A 17571-nucleotide genomic window follows, 5' to 3' on the forward strand; every position below is an offset into this window, starting at 1 on the left:
CGTCGTAGTGCAGAGACAGGAAAGCTTGTCGGATGACTGATCGAACATCAGCGGAAACGCTCAATCGCCGTCGTTTTCTCGGCGCGGCAAGCCTGGCCGGCGCCGGCGCGGCATTGTCGGCGATCCCAGCACTTGCAGGCGAGACGGCGAAATCCGAAGCACTCATCACCGACGTGCAGGACTGGCAGCGCTATCTCGGCGACGGCGTCGATAAACATCCTTACGGCGTGCCCTCGAAATTCGAGAAGAACGTGATCCGGCGCGATGTTCCCTGGCTCACCGCGTCGGCGGAGTCCTCGGTCAACTTCACGCCGCTGCATGACCTCGACGGCATCATCACGCCGTCTGGGCTTTGCTTCGAGCGCCATCACGGCGGCGTGGCTGAGATCAATCCGGCCGACCATCGCCTGATGATCAACGGACTGGTCGACAAGCCACTGGTCTTCACCATGGACGACATCAAGCGGATGCCGCGCGTCAACAAGGTGTACTTCCTCGAATGTGCCGCCAATTCCGGCATGGAATGGCGCGGCAGCCAGCTCAATGGCTGCCAGTTCACGCACGGCATGATCCACAATGTGATGTATACCGGCGTGCCGTTGAAGGTGCTGCTCGATGAGGCCGGGCTGAAGCCGAATGCCAAGTGGCTGATGCTGGAAGGCGCAGACTCTGCCGGCATGAATCGCTCGCTGCCGATCGAGAAAGCGCTGAACGATGTCATGATCGCTTTCGCCATGAATGGCGAGGCGTTGCGTCCTGAGCAGGGCTATCCGCTGCGCGCGGTCATTCCCGGTTGGGAAGGCAATCTGTGGGTCAAGTGGCTGCGCCGCATCGAAGCTGGCGATCAGCCATGGCAGACCCGAGAGGAGACGTCGAAATATACGGATCTGCTGGCCGACGGAAATTCTCGCAAGCATACATTCGTGATGGATGCGAAGTCGGTGGTGACCAATCCGTCGCCGCAGGCGCCGTTGAAGCACAAGGGTCGCAACGTGCTGAGCGGGCTGGCCTGGTCCGGCCGCGGCACGGTGAAGCGCGTCGATGTCTCGATGGATGGCGGGCGCAACTGGCAGACCGCGCGCATCGATGGCCCGACCTTCGATAAGTCCGTGGTGCGCTTCTATGTGGATTTCGACTGGAACGGACAGGAGCTGATGATCCAGTCCCGCGCTATCGACTCCACCGGCTATGTGCAGCCATCGAAGGACGAGCTGCGCAAGGTGCGCGGCGTCAATTCGATCTACCACAATAACGGCATTCAGACCTGGCTGGTGCATTCGGGCGGGGAGACTGAAAATGTCGAAATCGGCTAATGCGCTGACGCTTGCATTGGCAGCGCTTCTGCTCGGCGGCATGAGCGCGCCTGGCTCGACGCAGCAGATGGCGAACAGCGACGTTACGAAGCTTGCCGCCAAGCTCGGGCTGGGCCGTGCGGCCACGGCTGACGAAATCGCGGCCTGGGACACCGACGTGCGGCCGGACGGGCGAGGTCTTCCGGTCGGCAAGGGCACTGTGAAGCAGGGCGACGATCTGTTTCAGGAGAAGTGCGCGTCCTGTCACGGCGAATTCGGACAGGGCGTCGGTCGATGGCCGGTGCTAGCCGGCGGCGCCGGGACATTGAAGGCGGACCGGCCGGACAAGACCGTGGGGTCGTTCTGGCCTGATCTCTCGACCGTGTTCGACTACATCAAGCGGGCGATGCCCTATGGCAATGCGCAGTCGCTGACCAATGACGAGGTCTATGCGCTGACGGCCTACATTCTCAGTATGAACGATATCGTCAAGGACGAGACATTCGAACTCAACGACAAGAACTTCACGTCGATCAAGATGCCGAATGCTGCAGCGTTCTTCGAGGATGATCGTGAGACGTCCGAGAAGCAGTTCTGGAACAAGAATCCATGCATGAAGGATTGCCGGCCGGCACCGAAGGTGACCGGGCGGGCCATGGCCATCGACGTCACGCCTGACGGCAAGTCCGGTCCCAAGGTCGAGTAGTGCGACGCCATTCTTCACTTGCCACCTTCGCAGACACGCCAATCACCATCATCGAGGTTTGACTAGGATGACGTTCCGCTTTTCGCTGCTCGCTTTGTCGCTCGCACTGATGACAACCGATGCCATAGCGCAGGATGTTGCAGCCGGGGAGAAGTCCTTCAACAAGTGCCGCGCCTGTCATCAGGTCGGCGAGACCGCGAAGAACACCGTGGGGCCGATCCTGAACGGTCTGTTCGGGCGGAAATCCGGCACCGTGGCGGGCTATAATTATTCCGACGCCAACAAGAACTCCGGCCTGACCTGGGACGATGCGGTATTCACCGACTATATCAAGGATCCGAAGGGCAAGATCCCTGGCACCAAGATGAGCTTTGCCGGCGTCAAGAACGAGCAGGAGATCAAGGATCTCACCGCGTTCCTGAAGCAGTTCGCGGCGGACGGCAAGAAGGGCGGCTAAAGCGCTGTCGCTTCTTAAGCGGCCCTGATGCTTGCCAGGAAGCGGTCGACTTCGTTGCGCAGCACTTCCGACTGCGATGCCAGCTTGGTCGCCGAGCCCAGCACCTCCTGCGCGGCGGAACCGGTCGTGGAAATGCCCGACGTCACGCTGGAGATGTTGCGGGACACATCATCGGTGCGCGCTGCGGCCTGATTGACGTTGCGGGCGATTTCCTGGGTTGCGGCACCCTGTTCCTCGATGGCTGCGGCAATGGCCGATGAAATCTTGTCGACCTCGTCGATGGTGACACACACCGCCTGGATTTCATCCACCGCGGCGTTGGTCTCGCTCTGGATCGACGCGATCTGGGCGCGGATATCGTCGGTGGCCTTGGCCGTCTGCGTCGCCAGCGATTTGACCTCACCGGCCACGACAGCAAATCCCTTGCCGGCCTCGCCGGCGCGCGCCGACTCGATCGTGGCATTCAGCGCCAGAAGATTGGTCTGGCTGGCGATGTGATTGATCAGGGCGACGACCTCGCCGATCTTCTGGGCCGCAGCCGCGAGACTTTGCATCCGGACATTGGAGCGCCGGCCGCTATCGGCGGCCTTGCCGACAGCAGCGGAAGATTGCGCGAGTTGCCGGTTGATCTCGCCGATCGAGGACGACAATTCTTCGGAGGCTGCAGCCACGGTCTGCACATTGTCGGAGGCCGACAGGGACGCGCCCGAGACCTCGTCGGACTGGACACGGCACTGTTCGACCACCGACGACATGGACTGCGCGGTGTTCTGCATCTCTGCTGCGGCCGATGATACGTGGTCGACGACCTTGCGGACATTGCTTTCGAACTTGTCGGCGAGCGATGCGAAGATGGCGCGCTTCTCTTGCTCGGCCTTGGCGTTGCTCTCGTCTTGATCGGCCTGGAAGTGGCTGACCCGGATCGCGTTCTGCTTGAAGACCTCGACCGCCTGCGCCATCTGGCCGACTTCGTCCTTGCCGCGGTGTTGCGGCAGGGCGACCGACAGATTTCCTTCGGCGAGTTCGCGCATCGCCTGGGTGACGGCGAGAATGGGCCGTGAAATGCTGCGCGCAATCAGCAAACCGCCGGCCACGGCCAGCACCAGACACAGCGCCGCAATGCCCGCTGCGAGCAGCCGGGCGTGCGCGATGGATGCCGCATATTCGCTGTTGTCCATCACGATCTCGACGGCGCCGATCGACTGGCCGGAGAAGTCCTTGATCGGTCCCAGCAGGGCGACCACGGGTGTCGTCTTCATCTCACCCTGCCGGACGATGAAACTGCCGTTTGTGGCGCTGCGATAGGCGTCGGCATCGAAGAAACTCGTGCTGCCCAGCGTGCCACCGAATGTCTTGAAGCCCTCATTTCCTGCAAGATAGAACGCGACGTCGACGCTGCGGGCGCGTTTGAACTCGTCGAAGAAGCCCTGTCCGAAGGTCAAGCCGAACTCGACGGTGCCGAGATGTTTGCCCTTCTGTGCAACCGGCACGACGCCGCGAATGCCCAGGCCGGCGACGCCGCCCTCGAGACCCACGACAGGCTTCATCGTGGAATTGGCCACGACCACGGTCTTGCGGAAGCCGGTGAGGTCGTCGCCGAACTTGGCGGGTTGATGCACCCGGAACTGGGACAATCCCGCGGGTGTATGGAATTGAAACTGGTCGACACCGTAGTCCGACTTGAGCTGGGCGAAACCCGGTCCAAACAACTGCAACAGCGCGTCGCGATCGTTACGTGCTACCGCCTCCTGCACCGCTGGAATAGTTGCTACCACGGCGCTCATGGCCGCGGCCCGGCGGGATTCCTGCATCAGTCGCGACTGCAGGGCATCGTAGTTGCCTTGCAGTTCACTGCGATCGGCCCGATCGACGATGCCCCCGATGATCCACATGGCCCCAAGAAGCACGGCGAGGGCAGTGGCAGCGGCAGATACGGCAAGTGCTGCGGTAATACGGGCCTTCAGGCTCAGATTGGCAAGCATGTCGTGTTCCGTCTGGCGGCGTCGGCCGTGCTGTTGAGCTTCTATGATTTCCTTCGTCAACTGTAGATTGAATAGGTTAAAATACCGTCGAGCTGTCGGATGCTGGGCAGATTCGTCGAAACGATCTGCGCACGGCCTGGGAGTTCCGCCTTCGGCGGTGGCAATGATGGTCCAACTCCCGTGCAGTCGGACGACGAGCGTAATCGCAAGAAGCAAAGCAGCTATCATTCGAGCAGTGCTGTTCGGTACCGTGGGCGCTCCGGACGGAATCGTTGCGGTTCTTGTCAGGTGCTGCTGACCGGCAGGCTGGAGATTGCATCAAGGGTGGCGCCCCGGTCATCCAATGATCAGGCTCGGAATCTTGGATGATTAACCCACGGAACGCAGTGCATCCGATAAGTGGATAGTCCAGCAATCGAATTGTTGGCACAACTCTTGCTGATCGTAAAAGGAGATAGGGCGGGTAGCGAGGGCGAATTTTGAGATACGTGTTGACCCATAGAGCGAGAAATTGGTGTGTGAACATCTGGCGCGAAATCAGGGATTCCTTGAAACACGCCCCAATGCACTAGTGCCTTTCGGCCAGTTTCCTCGATTGATCGCTTCGCGTTTTACCGGGCGACCGACGGCGCCGCCTCCGGGCTTTTCGGCTACGGCAAGAGCAACCTCTGAACCATATTGAAATCCGTCGAACCGCATAGGTTCTTTTGATTTCTGCAATGAGGCAGGTCTCTTTAAAGTTCAATTTGCGGATGCGCTGCGTCGATGCGTAGCTGCATGCGCCCTGTTGGCTAAGGGTTGAGCATCTGGGATCATCCGAGGTCAGTCGTTCATTGGTATTTTCTCCCGGTTCGGTCTTGCCTCTCAAGAACTACCCGACTGCCCTCCAGACACATGAAAGCGCGGCCATGACGTCTCCAGTTGTCTATTTTCTCAATGGTCCCAATGCCAATCTTTATGGGCTGGACAAAAGCGGTACCTATGGCCGCGAGAGTTTCGTCTCGATCAAGAAGCGCTGTGAAGACCATGCAGCATCGCTTGGCCTGACGGTCGACTTCCGTCAGTCCAATCATGAAGGTGTTCTGGTCGACTGGATTCAGGAGGCGAGGGAGAAGGCCGAGGGGATCGTCATCAATGCCGCGGGCCTCACTTACTCGTCGGTGCCGATCCTCGATGCGTTGCTCGCTTTCGAGGGCCCGATCATCGAGGCGCATATGAGCAATATCTGGAAGCGCGAACCATTCCGTCATCACTCCTATGTCTCGCGCGCAGCGACAGGCGTGATCGCCGGGCTCGGCGCGCTCGGCTATGAGCTGGGGCTCACGGCGGTATCGCGTCTGATCGCCGAAAAGACCGCACAATGACTTCGGAGGTGATGGCGTTCTATAGCGCCTTAGATGACTTCGAGACGTGGCGTGCGGTGCTGGCGGCCGAAGGAATCGATCTTCGCCAGGCCGACGATATCGCCGACCCCACGCGTGTACGGCACGCGCTGGTGTGGAAGCCGCCGCATGGCTTTTTCGCGCGCTATCCAAATCTTGGTCTCGTCGTCAATCTCGGCGCCGGCGTCGACGCGCTGGTCGGGCGTGACGACCTGCCGCAGGTTCCGATCACACGCCTGTCCGATCCGAAGATGGCGCGGATGATGGCCGGCTATGTGCTGTTCGCGGTGATGCGCCATGCGCGCGACATTCCAGCTTTCGAGCGCGCCCAGCGCGAGCGCCGCTGGCACTATATTCATCCGCGCGATCCCGAGACCATCACCGTCGGCATTCTGGGCCTTGGTGAACTCGGACTGACGGCGGCGCTCGAATGCGCCCGGCAAGGCTATCGCGTGCGCGGCTGGTCCAACACGCTGAAGTCGGTGGAGGGCATCGAGACATCGGCTAGTCTGGCCGCGTTGCCGGATATCCTGGGCGATAGTGACATTCTCGTCTGCATGTTGCCTCAGACCCCCCAAACAAGCGGGCTGCTGAATGCCGAGCGCCTGGCACAGATGAAGCGTGGCGCGGTCTTCATCAATGTTTCGCGCGGCAGCATCGTTGATGAGCCGGCCTTGATCGAGGCGCTGCGCTCCGGGCATATCGCGGAGGCCACGCTGGATGTGTTTGCCTCCGAGCCACTGTCGCCGGAGAGTCCGCTCTGGGCGATGGACAATGTGCTGATCACGCCGCATCTCGCATCGGTGGCGCTGCCGGGCTCGGCTGCGCGGCAGATCGGCGAGAATGTGCACCGGCTGCGTGCCGGACAGGAGCTGTTAAGCCGCGTCGATCCGCGCCGGGGCTATTGAGCCCGGTGCGAACTGGCCGCCGACGGCAAAGGCGTCGCGCGCGTAGTCGGCGAATGTCTGTACCGCCGGTCGCGGCGCATGGCGCTTCAGACGCAGCGCCATCACATGCGTAGCTGGAAGCTTTTCGGTGATGGGCACCACGGCGACGCGGCTGCCGTCATAGCCGATGGTGGTGCGCGGCACGGCATTGTGGATCGAATATCCCTGGCCATTCCCGATCAGCCCGCGGATCAGTTCGAAGGAGCGGGTCCGGAACGAGATGCGTGGTTCGATGCCGGACGCCGTGAACAGGCTGGCGAAGTAGTCGCGCGAATGCGGCAGATCCAGCAGGATGAACGGCTCGTCGCGCATCTCAGTCAGGCTGATCGACGTCCGGCTTGCTAGAGGATGATCGGCCGACAGCACGATGAAGGGCGGCAGCTCGCAAAGCTTCTCTCCTACGATCTCGTCAGGCACGGCAAAGGAGTAGGACAGCGCGAGTTCGGTGCGGCCGGAAACCAGCCCGTCGATGATCTCCTGCTGGTCGCCTTCTTCCAGTTTCACCGAGATGCCCCGCTGACGCGCGCGAAAGCCGGACAGCAGCCCCGGCATGAAGCGTGTGGCGAGGGTCGAAAAGCTGCCGACCACGATCTCGCCGTGCAGTGTGCTACCAAGTGACTGGGCGCTCTGGGCAAAATCGCGTGCGTGGGCGAGCAGTAGCCGCGCATCATTCACCAGCCGCTGGCCGGCCGGGGAGAGCGTCACGCCCTTGGCGAGATGGCGAATGAAGATCTGGACGCCGAGTTCTGCCTCCAACTGACTGAGCGCGGCGGAGATCGAGGGCTGCGACACGTTGAGACGCTTGGCGGCCTCCGTCACGCTGCCTGCATCGGCCGTCTCAACCACATAACGCAGGGCACGAAGCGAGAACCTCATCGTGTTTTCCTATGCATCTCCAAAGATAAAAATATTTTCCTTATGATAGGCCCTTCGGCACCCTGTCGTCCAGTCGAACAGGAGCCGATCAATGATCCGCACGGGTGAAGAATACAAACAGGGCATTCGCGATGGCCGCGAGGTCTGGATCGATGGCGAGCGCGTCAAGGACGTGACCACGCATCCGGCGCTGAAGCCGATCATCGACGTCAAGGCCCGCATGTATGACATGGCGCGTGAAGAGCGTTACGCCGCCGACCTCACTTACGTTGAAGACAACGAGACACATTCGGTCTTCTACAAGCCGCCGACGGAACAGAAGGACTGGCACGACAAGATCAAGGCCGTCGATCACGTGATGAAGGACATCGGTGGCGTCGTGACCCGCGTCGGCGACGAGACCATCGGCGAGATGTGGTCGCTGACCGACGGCCGCGATGTGCTCGCCGAGATCGATCCGCGCTTCGCCGCCAATATCGACCGGCATATCCAGGCCGTGATCGAGAAGGACATTTTTCACGTCTCGGCCAATACCGATCCGAAGGGCGACCGCTCGCTGCCGCCGCAGCAGCAGGATCCGGACCTGATGGTCCACGTCACCCGCGAGACCGATGCCGGCATTATCATTCGCGGTGCGAAGTATGAGACCGCCGCGGCCTATGCCGATCAGGCCTATCTGAAGCCGACTGTCGGCGCCTGGGCCAATGAGAAGCTGTCCGATTACGCGGTGGGCTGCATCGTCAAGATGGGCGCGCCGGGCGTGAAACATATCTGCCGTGGTGGCTTCGCCAATCGCAGCAGCGCCAACGCCAAGGACTATCCGCTCGCCAATCGCTTCGATGAGGTCGAGGCGCTGGTAGTGTTCGACGACGTGTTGATCCCGTGGGAAGACGTGTTCTTCTATCGCCATACACGCGCTGCGCAGTTCGTGCGTTCGACGCTGCATCGCTACTCGGCATTCCCCTACGTGCTGCGTCTCCTTTACACTGCCGACATGATGATCGGTGCGGCCATGTGGAACGCCAAGCAGACCGGCCTGGACAAGTTGCAGTCGGTTCGCGAGAAGCTTGCGGATCTCGTCTGTTATCGCGAAGGTATCAACGCGCATCTCACTGCGTCGATTGCCATGGCGGAGAAAAGCCCAGGTGGCCTTCTGATGCCGCAGCAGTCGATGCTCTATGCCGGCCGCGTGTTCGCCTGTTCGCAGTTGCCGGCGATGATGCATATCGCCCGCGAACTGTGCGGCGGCCAGATCTGCATCACCCCGAATGCCGATGCATTCGAGGCCGAAGGCAGCGGAAAGTGGCTGAACAAGTTCTATTCGCTCAATGACCAGTGGCAGGCGGACGATCGCCGCAAGCTGCTCGCCTTTGCGCGCGATCTGTTGAATTCAGATTATGCCGGTCATCGCCTGACCTTCGTGCAGTTCGCGCAGGCGCCGCACTTCAATCATCTGGCGGCCGTCTATAACAGCTTCGACTTCGCGGGGCCGCTGGACTTCGTCAAGAAGTCGGCCGGTCTGTCAGATCGCATCGATGGAGCGAAGTCGTGAGCATAGCAGCGCATCCGCCGGTCGAGGTCGATATCTTCCGCGACGCCATGCGGATGACGGCTTCGGGTGTGGCGGTGGTGACCACGGATGGCGAAGCCGGACGTGCAGGCGTCACGGTGTCGTCGCTGTGCTCGCTGTCGATGGAACCGCCGTCGGTGGTGTTCAGCGTTCACCGCGACAATCGCGGGCTCGAAAAGCTGCTCGCCAATGGCGCGTTCGTCGCCAACGTTCTGTCCGATGCTCAGGAGCGCGTTGCCAGCAGCTTTGCCGGGTTGATCCCCGAGCTGCGCGACAACCGCTTTCTCGCTGGTGACTGGTCGGAATTGCTCACCGGCGCGCCGGCGCTCGATGGTGCGCTATGCAATTTCGATTGCCGCGTCGCCAGCGTGTTCGATTTCGGCTCGCATCGCATCGTCGCAGGTGAGGTGCTGAATGTTCGCAACCAAGCTGCGCTGCCCCTGATCTTCTCCGATCGCACATTCCGTCGTCTCGCCGCCTGAGGATTTGCTCCATGACCACCCATCAGCGTTTTCGCAAGTTCAATACCAAAGAGGCCTATCCCGAGCAGTCGCTCGACAACGACGTCTGCATGGTGGTGCGCGCCAACAACACCGTTTATGTGCGCGGCCAGACGGCGATGGATCTCGACGGCAAGATTGTCGGTATCGGGGATGCCGCTGCGCAGACCGAAAATGCCATGGCTTGCGCCAAGGTGCTCTTAGAAGAGGCAGGTTCGTGCCTGCAGGACGTGGTGAAGATCGTCATCTACATCACCGACCGCGCCTATCGCGAACCTGTCTATCGGGTTGTCGGCAAGTGGCTGAAGGGCGTTTATCCGGTTTCGACGGGGATCATCGTCCAGGGCCTCGCCAAACCTGAATACCTAATGGAAATCGACATCATCGCGGAAATTCCGGCGTAACGACGCGTCCTTCGCCGGCACTGCAGAGATCTATCGGACGTTTGCGGCTGCATCTTTCGCATGATCGGTGAGTGTGGTTGCTCGCGTCCGTTCGACGGGAATTCTTGAGGTTTATCAATCGTCTGGCACGATGTTTGCTTTTCTTTCTGGGTCATAATTCTTGTGAGGATTCGAGATGAAGCGCGCCTTGAAGTTTACTGCATTGATGTTGCTGTCGACGCTCGCGATTGGCGGGCAGGCATCCGCCCAGGAGAAGCTTGTCGTCAGCACCTGGGGTGGAAGTTTCCGCGATCTGATTGATGAAGCGATCGCCAAGAAGTTCACCGCCGACACTGGCGTGAAGGTCGAATACATCACCGGCGGCACCATCGACCGTCTCAACCAGGCCAAGCTCGCGGCTACCAAGCCGGAGAGCGACGTCACCTTCACGACGGCCCATGTCGGCTGGCTCTATGCCAACGACAGTCTGTTCGAGAAGCTGGACATGGCGAAGATCCCGAACGCCAGCCATCTGGTCGAACAGGCCAAGATCAGCCCGTATCACATCGGCGCATGGGCCTATGTCTACACCATCGGCTATCTGCCCGATCAACTGCCGAAAGGCGTCAGCTTCGAGAGTTGGGAAGGTCTGTGGAATCCGGCGCTCAAGGGCATGATCTCGTCGCCCGATTTCGATCCGAGCCATGTGATGGTAGTCGCAGCCAAGCTCTCTGGCGGCGATGCATCGAACTGGGAAGTCGGCGAAGCCAAGATGAAAGCGCTGAAGCCGAACTATAAGGCGTTCTACACCAACGACGCCAACAGCCAGCAGCTGTTCGCCACGGGTGAGACGCCAGTGCAGGTCGTGCTGTCGATGAATGCCTATTACATGCAGGCCCAGGGCGTGCCGATCAAGCTGGCGATTCCGAAGGAAGGCGCCGTGCTCGGCGTCGACACCATGGGCATCACCAAGGGCTCGACCAAGGCGGAGCTGGCCTACAAGTTCATCAACACCGCGCTCGATCCCGAAGTGCAGGCGAAGATCGCCGAACTGAAGAAGGGCAGCCCGGTGGTGGACAACGCCAAGGTCAAGCCTGAGATCGCAGCACTGCCGGGCGTGTTCACGACCGCGGATCAGTGGGCGAAGCAGACGCTGGTGATCGATGCCAAGCTGCGTGCCGAGAAGACCGGTACCTGGCGCAAGTGGTTCACCGAAAACATCATGGCTCCGTAAAAGAGCTCGGGTCGCGATCCGGCTGCTTCCGCCGGATCGCGGTCCCTGACGTCACGTTCGCCCACCTTGAGTTTGTCCATGAACACACGTCCATTTCTGGGATGGTTCGTTTCGCCGGCCGGCCTCGTCGCTGTGGGCCTGATCGCGGCGATGCTGGCTGTCTTTCAGTACAGCGTGCGGGCCTATATTCCCGGAACGCTCGAAGTCGGCGGATTCACCTGGGCGAATTTCGAAGCCATGCTGCGGCCGCTTTACGCCCTGGCATTCTGGAACACGGTGCTGATCTGTTTCGAGACGGCGGTGTTCACGCTGCTTCTCGCCTATCCGCTGGCCTTTGCGTTGACGCGCACCAACAGTACCGCGCTGCGCTCCTTCATCCTGATCGTGTCGGTCACGCCGCTGTTTCTCGGCGAGGTGGTGCGGACCTATTCCTGGATGATCGTGCTTGGCAATAACGGCTTCCTGAACACGCTGCTGCTCAAGCTCGGCCTGGTGGAGCGTCCGTTGCGGATGATGTTTACCTCGGGCGGCGTGATTGCGGCCTTGGTGCATGTGACCATGCCGATCATGGTCATCATGCTGGCCGCTGCGTTGTCGCATATCGATCGCAATTACGAGAAGGCGGCCGAAAGTCTCGGCGCAGGTCCGATCCGCATCTTCATGACCATCACGCTGCCGCTCTCGATGCCCGGCATCGTCGCCGGCTTCTCGACCGCCTTCGCCTGGACCTTCAGCGCGTTTGCAACGCCGCAGCTGATCGGCGGCGGCCGTGTCGCCACCGTGTCGACGCTGATCTATCAGCTCGGCTTCTCGTCGTTCAATTTCCCCTTCGCCGCCAGTCTCTCCATCATCGGCCTCGCATTGTCGCTGGCCGTGATCGCGCTGCTGAAGAAAGCCGCGAGCCCGCTTGAACGCATGGCGGGCACGACATGAAACGCTCACCTGTAACCCTTGCGCTGCGTTGGTCGGGCCGCGTCCTCGTTGCCGCCATTCTCCTATTCGTGCTGTTGCCTGGCGTCGTGGTGGCAATTTCGGCTTTCAACGATCGTGCGATCCTTCAATTCCCGCCGCAGTCCTGGTCGCTGCGCTGGTTCTACCGCGCTTTCTCCTATGCCGATTTTGCGAAGGGGTTCTGGAACGGCCTGACCGTGACGGTCTGGGCATCCAGCATCGCGGTCGTCGTGGGATCGGCCTTTGCCTTTGCCATTCATCGCTACAAATTCGCACTCAGGGATTTTCTCGAAGGCATTCTGCTGTCGCCACTCGTCATCCCGCATTACACCGTCGGCCTTGGCATTCTCATCCTTGCCTCGCAGACGGGGATCGAACGCGGCTTTCCGCTCGTGATCTTCGCCCATGTGGTGATGGTGCTGCCCTTCGTGATGCGCAGCACTTACATTTCGCTGGAAAATCTCGACACGCGCCTGGAGCTGGCCGCGTCCAGTCTCGGTGCTACGCCGCTGCGGATCCTGTTTACCGTGACGATTCCGCTGCTGATTCCGGGCTTGCTCAGCGGCTGGCTGTTCGCCGCGATTCTGTCCTTCAACGAATTCACGGCGACACTGTTCGTGAGCAGCCAGGCGACGCAGACGCTGCCGGTCGCCATGTATAATTATGTCCGCGAATTCGCGGATCCCACATTGGCCGCGCTGTCGGTCATCTACATCGTCGTGACCGCAACCTTGCTCACGATCGCCAATTCCTTCCTGGGCCTCGGGAAAATCCTGAATGTTGATGCGCACTGATCCAATGACGGCACCCACGCCATCCGCGACGAGCGACAAGATCCGTCCGGCGGTGCAGCTCGACGGCGTCACCAAGCGCTTCGGCGATTCCATGGCGCTGCATGAAGCCTGGCTGAAGATCCAGCCGAGCGAGTTCATGACCTTGCTGGGCCCGTCCGGCTGCGGAAAGACGACGCTGCTCAATCTGGTTGCCGGATTCCTCGAAGCCGACAATGGCGAGATCTTCATCGACGGCGATCTGGTCACGGAGACGCCCGCGCATATGCGTGAGATCGGCATCGTGTTCCAGAACTACGCGCTGTTCCCGCATATGAGCGTCGCCAAGAACGTCGCTTACGGACTGAAGACCCGCGGCGTCGAGAAGAGGGAGATCGCGCGCCGCGTCGATGAAGCGCTGGCGCTTGTCAAGCTCACAGGTTTTGCCGATCGCAAGCCCAAACAACTTTCCGGCGGCCAGCAGCAGCGCGTCGCGCTTGCGCGGGCCCTGGTGATCAAGCCGAAGGTGCTGCTGCTCGACGAGCCGTTCTCCGCGCTCGACAAGAATCTCCGCGGCTCGATGCAGGTCGAGCTCAAGCAGATCCAGCGCGAGCTCGGCGTCACCACGATCTTCGTGACGCATGATCAGGGCGAGGCGCTGTCGATGTCGGATCGCATCGCCGTGATGTCGGCCGGGCGCATTCGCCAGATCGCGGCGCCCGACGATATCTATCGCCGTCCGGCGGATCGCTTCGTCGCGTCCTTTGTCGGCGACGCCAACATCCTCAATGGGCGTCTTGTCGAGAAGCGCGGCGATGTCGCGGTGGTCTCGGTCGGCGACATCAGCGCCGAAGTTCCTGCGGCACCGATTGCCGCGCTCTCGATCGGCGATGCCCTGGATGTCTTCGTGCGGCCGGAGCATCTCGCCGTCACGGCGCGCGGCGCTTCGGGATCGCTGCCCGGTACTGTGACGACGCAGGTGTTTCAGGGCGGCCATGTCGATCTCTATATCGAAGCTCCCGGTAGTGGGCATGAGCGCGTTCTCGTGCGGTCGCCTGGCATCGCGGCGCTGGCGGCCAGTCCGGTCGGAGCCGAGATCGGATTGACCATCGGCTCCGACGATATCGTGGCATTTCCCCCGGGGGAGACGGCGTGAGGCGCTCGCGTCTAGAAGGACGGCGCGGCGCCCGGATTCATCGCGCGCGCGACATAGTCCTTCTGCTGCGGCCGGTAGCGCTCCCACAGCGCACGCAATTCGCCGATCGGTGCCTCGTGCCAGTCGACACGCAGGTCGACCACCGGCCAATCGAACATGTGGGCGACATGCAGCCCGGCCGCGTGCTCGTCGTCGGTCTCGCCGCCCGCATCAAGGCCGGCTTCCAGCGCCGACAGCAATCGCTCCGCCAGCGGTTGTTCTGCCGTCGCTTCGAATCGCGCGACCATCACGCTCGGGACTTTCTCATCGACCAGCAGATTGCCGAGCGCGAGGCAGCCGGCGCCTTGCGCAATGCCGACGATCGGCAAGGCCTGTGCGCCGGAATGCCAGGCCACTTGGCCATAGCGATCGATGACACCGACTTGCCGCCAGGCAGGCTGCGGCGTGCCTTGCGTCAGGTTGCCGAGCACTGCGCCGGCACCGAGGCCCTGACGCAGCAGTGCGAGACCAGTCGGGCCGAGTGCGGGATCGGTGACATTCTGCGACACCACCAAACCCAGAGGTCCCACCCAGGCGCAACGCGCCGGCACGGCAATGCTCGACGACGTAATGGCAATGCCGAACGCGCCGGTCTCCGGACAACGCGCCGAGATGGAATAGGTCATCGTGATGCTCCCGCAATCGTAAGAATATTTGGAGTATAGATGATCGATCGAATAGCTCAAATACTTTGCGATCTGATCAGTATTGAAAGTATAAGCACGAATTCGAATCTCGATATCATCGAGTATATCGAGCGGATACTTGCGTCGTCGGGCGTGTCTTCGCGCCGCGTGCCGTCGCCTGATGGCTGCAAGGCCTCGCTGCTCGCGACCATCGGTCCTGTGGATCGTCCCGGTGTGGTCCTGTCGGCGCATACGGATGTGGTGCCGGTGGAGGGGCAAGCGTGGGCCGTGCCGCCATTCGCTGGCGTCATCCGTGACGAGCGCATCTATGGTCGCGGTGCGACCGACATGAAGGGTTTCCTCGCCGTCGTTCTCGCAAGCGTACCGCGTCTGAAGGAAACCGCGACAGCTGCGCCCGTGCATCTCGCGTTTTCCTATGATGAGGAAGTGGGATGCCGCGGCGCGCCCGATCTGGTGCGTGCGCTCATGCAATCTGTTGCACCACCGGCACTCGCCATCATAGGCGAACCCACCACGATGCGCGTCGTTCGCGCGCACAAGGGCAAGGTCGCGCGCCGCCTGACAGTAACAGGCCGCGGCGGTCATTCGGCGATGCCGCATCGTGCGGCCAATGCGGTCGATGCGGGCGTTGCGATCGCGCATGCGCTCCGTGGCTTCGCTGATGAAGAAGTCGCGCGTGGCGGCGATGCGGCGTTCGATCCACCATATACGACCATTCACGTCGGCTCGCTGCATGGCGGCAGCATGGTCAATCTCGTGCCGGAACGGGCTTTGCTGGAATACGAAATCCGTACCATGCCCGGCCGTGACGCGGGCGAAATTCTCGCGCGGATCGACGAGTTGGTTGCGCGAGAGCGCGATCGGCTCCGCGCCAATGCGCCGGAGGCTGACATCGTCTCCGAGGAACTGTCGGCCTATCCCGGGCTCGATACTGCTGCCGATGCCTCCATGACGCGTCTGGTCGCAGGAATGGCAGGCGATACGCAACCCGCAACCACAGTCGCCTTCGGTACCGAGGCCGGTCTCTACGCAGAGGCGGGGATTCCGACGCTGGTCTGTGGACCCGGCGATATGGCGCGCGGGCACAAACCCGATGAATGGATCGGTTTCGACGAACTCGCGGCTGCGAACGCGATGATGGACAGGCTGGCGGCTTTGCTGCGTCGGCCGAGTGAAGACTGGATACGCGTATCATGAAGAACGAAGTGTCGACGATCATGACGACAATGCAGGCGATCATCGCAACACAGGCCGGCGGTCCCGATGTCCTGGCGCAGGTCGAGCGGCCGCTGCCGGTGCCAGGCCCGGGCGAGGTCCTGATCGAAGTCGCGGCCGCCGGCGTCAATCGCCCGGACCTGATGCAGCGAAGTGGCGCGGTGCTGTTGCCGGCCGGGGTCACCGATGTGCTGGGGCTTGAGGTTGCCGGCCGCGTGGTCGGTGGCGACGCCGCACTGCAGGGGCAGGCGGTGATGGCGCTCGTCAAGGGCGGCGGCTACGCGCGCTATTGCATCGCCAGGGCGACGCATTGCCTCGCCGTGCCGGATGGCCTGACGATGGAGCAGGCGGCGGCATTGCCCGAAGCGCTCTTCACCGTCTGGCACAATCTGTTCGAACGCGGCCGGTTGTCGAAGGGTGAGACGGTGCTGGTGCATGGCGGTGCCAGTGGTATCGGCACCATCGCGATCCGCATGGCCATCGCTCGTGGCGCGACGGCCATCGCAACGGTCGGTAGCGATACCAAGAAGAAGGCGGTGGAAGCGCTTGGCGCCATCGCCATCAATTATCGTACCGACGACTTCGTTGTCGCTGCGCGCGACGCCACAAGCGGGCGCGGCGTCGATATCGTGCTCGATATCGTCGGTGGTTCCTATGTGGCGCGCAATCTCGATGCCCTCGCGCCGGGCGGACGGCATGTCAGCCTGTCCTTCATGGAAGGCGGCGTCGTGCCGATCGATCTCGGGCTGGTGATGCGGAAGGGATTGTATCTGACGTCGTCGACGCTGCGGCCGAAGTCCGACGAGGAGAAGACCGCAATCGCTGCCGCGCTCCGCGCCGAGGTGCTGCCGCTGGTGGCATCTGGCGAGGTGAGGCCGCTGATCTGGCGTCAGTTGCCTCTCGGGGATGCTGTGCAAGCTCACCGCATTCTGGAAGCCAATGAAAACATCGGCAAGGTGCTGCTGTTGCCAACCGCCGCCTCTTGATGGGCGGCGACGTTCAATGCAGGTATCGAACAATGCTGGAGCAGTCCCATGGCAACCACTAAAGCCTCTCTCAAACTGACACACCAGGGCGCACTCAAGGCGCTGGCTGGTGCCGTCGCCAAGGCGGAAGCGCTCGGCGTGCCGCAGAACATCACCATCGTCGACGACGGCGGCAATCTACTGGCATTCGTCCGAATGGACGACGCCAAACTGCTGTCGCGGGAAACCTCGATGTCGAAGGCCATCACCGCTGCGTCGCATCGGCAGCCGACATCGCGGCTCAATCCCGCCGACGAGATCAAACTTGCCATAGCGGGCGGCGGTCGGCTCACCAATCTCGAAGGCGGACTGCCGATCGTGATTGCAGGCCAGTGCGTCGGTGCGGTCGGCGTCGGGTCGGGCACCGGCGCGCAGGACGTCGAAGTCGCGCGAGCCGCACTGGCGGCGATCGACGCGGAGGATCAGAAGCCATGACCGA

The 17571-nt window shown here is 61.7% G+C and carries 18 protein-coding genes; 15 read left to right on the forward strand and 3 right to left on the reverse strand.

The features are described 5' to 3' along the window. The first annotated feature begins 32 nt into the window (after window positions 1-32). From soxC to CIW50_RS24910, 3 genes are all read left to right on the forward strand, one after another. Complete coding sequence (gene soxC, locus CIW50_RS24900; RefSeq protein ID WP_149533852.1) at window positions 33-1313, forward strand: sulfite dehydrogenase; 1281 nt, start codon at window positions 33-35, stop codon at window positions 1311-1313. Next, window positions 1297-1998: a c-type cytochrome gene (locus CIW50_RS24905; protein WP_149533853.1), complete on the forward strand. Its 702-nt coding sequence runs from the start codon at window positions 1297-1299 to the stop codon at window positions 1996-1998. Before soxC ends, CIW50_RS24905 begins: the two co-directional genes overlap by 17 nt. A gap of 67 nt (window positions 1999-2065) precedes the next feature. Continuing rightward, on the forward strand, window positions 2066-2455 hold the full coding sequence (locus tag CIW50_RS24910; RefSeq protein ID WP_149533854.1) for a c-type cytochrome: 390 nt from the start codon (window positions 2066-2068) through the stop codon (window positions 2453-2455). A gap of 14 nt (window positions 2456-2469) precedes the next feature. On the opposite strand, the gene CIW50_RS24915 is transcribed toward CIW50_RS24910, so the two are convergent. Further along, window positions 2470-4437: a methyl-accepting chemotaxis protein gene (locus CIW50_RS24915; protein WP_149533855.1), complete on the reverse strand. Its 1968-nt coding sequence runs from the start codon at window positions 4435-4437 to the stop codon at window positions 2470-2472. A 908-nt stretch (window positions 4438-5345) separates the two neighbouring features. Between CIW50_RS24915 and CIW50_RS24920 the strand changes: the two genes are divergently transcribed. Both CIW50_RS24920 and CIW50_RS24925 read left to right on the forward strand, forming a co-directional pair. Beyond that, complete coding sequence (locus CIW50_RS24920; protein ID WP_149533856.1) at window positions 5346-5801, forward strand: type II 3-dehydroquinate dehydratase; 456 nt, start codon at window positions 5346-5348, stop codon at window positions 5799-5801. Further along, entirely contained in the window at window positions 5798-6727 is a 930-nt protein-coding gene (locus CIW50_RS24925; protein ID WP_149533857.1) for a 2-hydroxyacid dehydrogenase, read from the forward strand. The genes CIW50_RS24920 and CIW50_RS24925 overlap by 4 nt, the downstream gene beginning before the upstream one ends. Here the strand turns inward: CIW50_RS24925 and CIW50_RS24930 are convergent. After that, window positions 6695-7642, reverse strand: a complete 948-nt coding sequence (locus tag CIW50_RS24930; protein ID WP_149533858.1) for a LysR family transcriptional regulator — start codon at window positions 7640-7642, stop codon at window positions 6695-6697. The genes CIW50_RS24925 and CIW50_RS24930 overlap by 33 nt on opposite strands. A gap of 91 nt (window positions 7643-7733) precedes the next feature. On the opposite strand from CIW50_RS24930, the gene CIW50_RS24935 reads away from it, so the two are divergent. From CIW50_RS24935 to CIW50_RS24965, 7 genes are all read left to right on the forward strand, one after another. After that, window positions 7734-9194: a 4-hydroxyphenylacetate 3-hydroxylase family protein gene (locus tag CIW50_RS24935; RefSeq protein ID WP_149533859.1), complete on the forward strand. Its 1461-nt coding sequence runs from the start codon at window positions 7734-7736 to the stop codon at window positions 9192-9194. Next, complete coding sequence (locus CIW50_RS24940; RefSeq protein ID WP_246664451.1) at window positions 9191-9694, forward strand: flavin reductase family protein; 504 nt, start codon at window positions 9191-9193, stop codon at window positions 9692-9694. The genes CIW50_RS24935 and CIW50_RS24940 overlap by 4 nt, the downstream gene beginning before the upstream one ends. 11 nt (window positions 9695-9705) lie before the next feature. Next, window positions 9706-10116, forward strand: a complete 411-nt coding sequence (locus tag CIW50_RS24945; protein ID WP_149533860.1) for a RidA family protein — start codon at window positions 9706-9708, stop codon at window positions 10114-10116. Between the two features lie 175 nt (window positions 10117-10291). After that, window positions 10292-11329, forward strand: a complete 1038-nt coding sequence (locus CIW50_RS24950; protein ID WP_149533861.1) for an ABC transporter substrate-binding protein — start codon at window positions 10292-10294, stop codon at window positions 11327-11329. A 78-nt stretch (window positions 11330-11407) separates the two neighbouring features. Beyond that, the gene (locus tag CIW50_RS24955; RefSeq protein WP_149533862.1) at window positions 11408-12262 is read left to right on the forward strand and encodes an ABC transporter permease; all 855 of its coding nucleotides are present in this window, start codon (window positions 11408-11410) and stop codon (window positions 12260-12262) included. Beyond that, window positions 12259-13074: an ABC transporter permease gene (locus CIW50_RS24960; protein WP_149533863.1), complete on the forward strand. Its 816-nt coding sequence runs from the start codon at window positions 12259-12261 to the stop codon at window positions 13072-13074. Before CIW50_RS24955 ends, CIW50_RS24960 begins: the two co-directional genes overlap by 4 nt. Next, window positions 13058-14206, forward strand: a complete 1149-nt coding sequence (locus tag CIW50_RS24965) for an ABC transporter ATP-binding protein (RefSeq protein WP_246664452.1) — start codon at window positions 13058-13060, stop codon at window positions 14204-14206. Before CIW50_RS24960 ends, CIW50_RS24965 begins: the two co-directional genes overlap by 17 nt. A gap of 11 nt (window positions 14207-14217) precedes the next feature. Here the strand turns inward: CIW50_RS24965 and CIW50_RS24970 are convergent, their stop codons facing one another. Beyond that, window positions 14218-14871 (reverse strand): DUF1028 domain-containing protein, encoded by a 654-nt coding sequence (locus CIW50_RS24970; RefSeq protein WP_149533864.1) that lies wholly within the window; start codon window positions 14869-14871, stop codon window positions 14218-14220. 39 nt (window positions 14872-14910) lie between these two features. On the opposite strand from CIW50_RS24970, the gene argE reads away from it, so the two are divergent. Genes argE through CIW50_RS24985 form a run of 3 tightly spaced genes read left to right on the forward strand, consistent with a single transcriptional unit; the run spans window position 14911 to window position 17567 of the window. Beyond that, complete coding sequence (gene argE, locus CIW50_RS24975; protein WP_149533865.1) at window positions 14911-16089, forward strand: acetylornithine deacetylase; 1179 nt, start codon at window positions 14911-14913, stop codon at window positions 16087-16089. Further along, window positions 16086-17093: an NAD(P)H-quinone oxidoreductase gene (locus CIW50_RS24980; protein WP_246664453.1), complete on the forward strand. Its 1008-nt coding sequence runs from the start codon at window positions 16086-16088 to the stop codon at window positions 17091-17093. Before argE ends, CIW50_RS24980 begins: the two co-directional genes overlap by 4 nt. A gap of 48 nt (window positions 17094-17141) precedes the next feature. Further along, on the forward strand, window positions 17142-17567 hold the full coding sequence (locus CIW50_RS24985) for a GlcG/HbpS family heme-binding protein (RefSeq protein ID WP_149533866.1): 426 nt from the start codon (window positions 17142-17144) through the stop codon (window positions 17565-17567). Window positions 17568-17571: the final 4 nt, after the last annotated feature.

This window comes from Tardiphaga sp. P9-11, from assembly GCF_008329525.1.
In the GTDB taxonomy this organism is placed as follows: domain Bacteria; phylum Pseudomonadota; class Alphaproteobacteria; order Rhizobiales; family Xanthobacteraceae; genus Tardiphaga.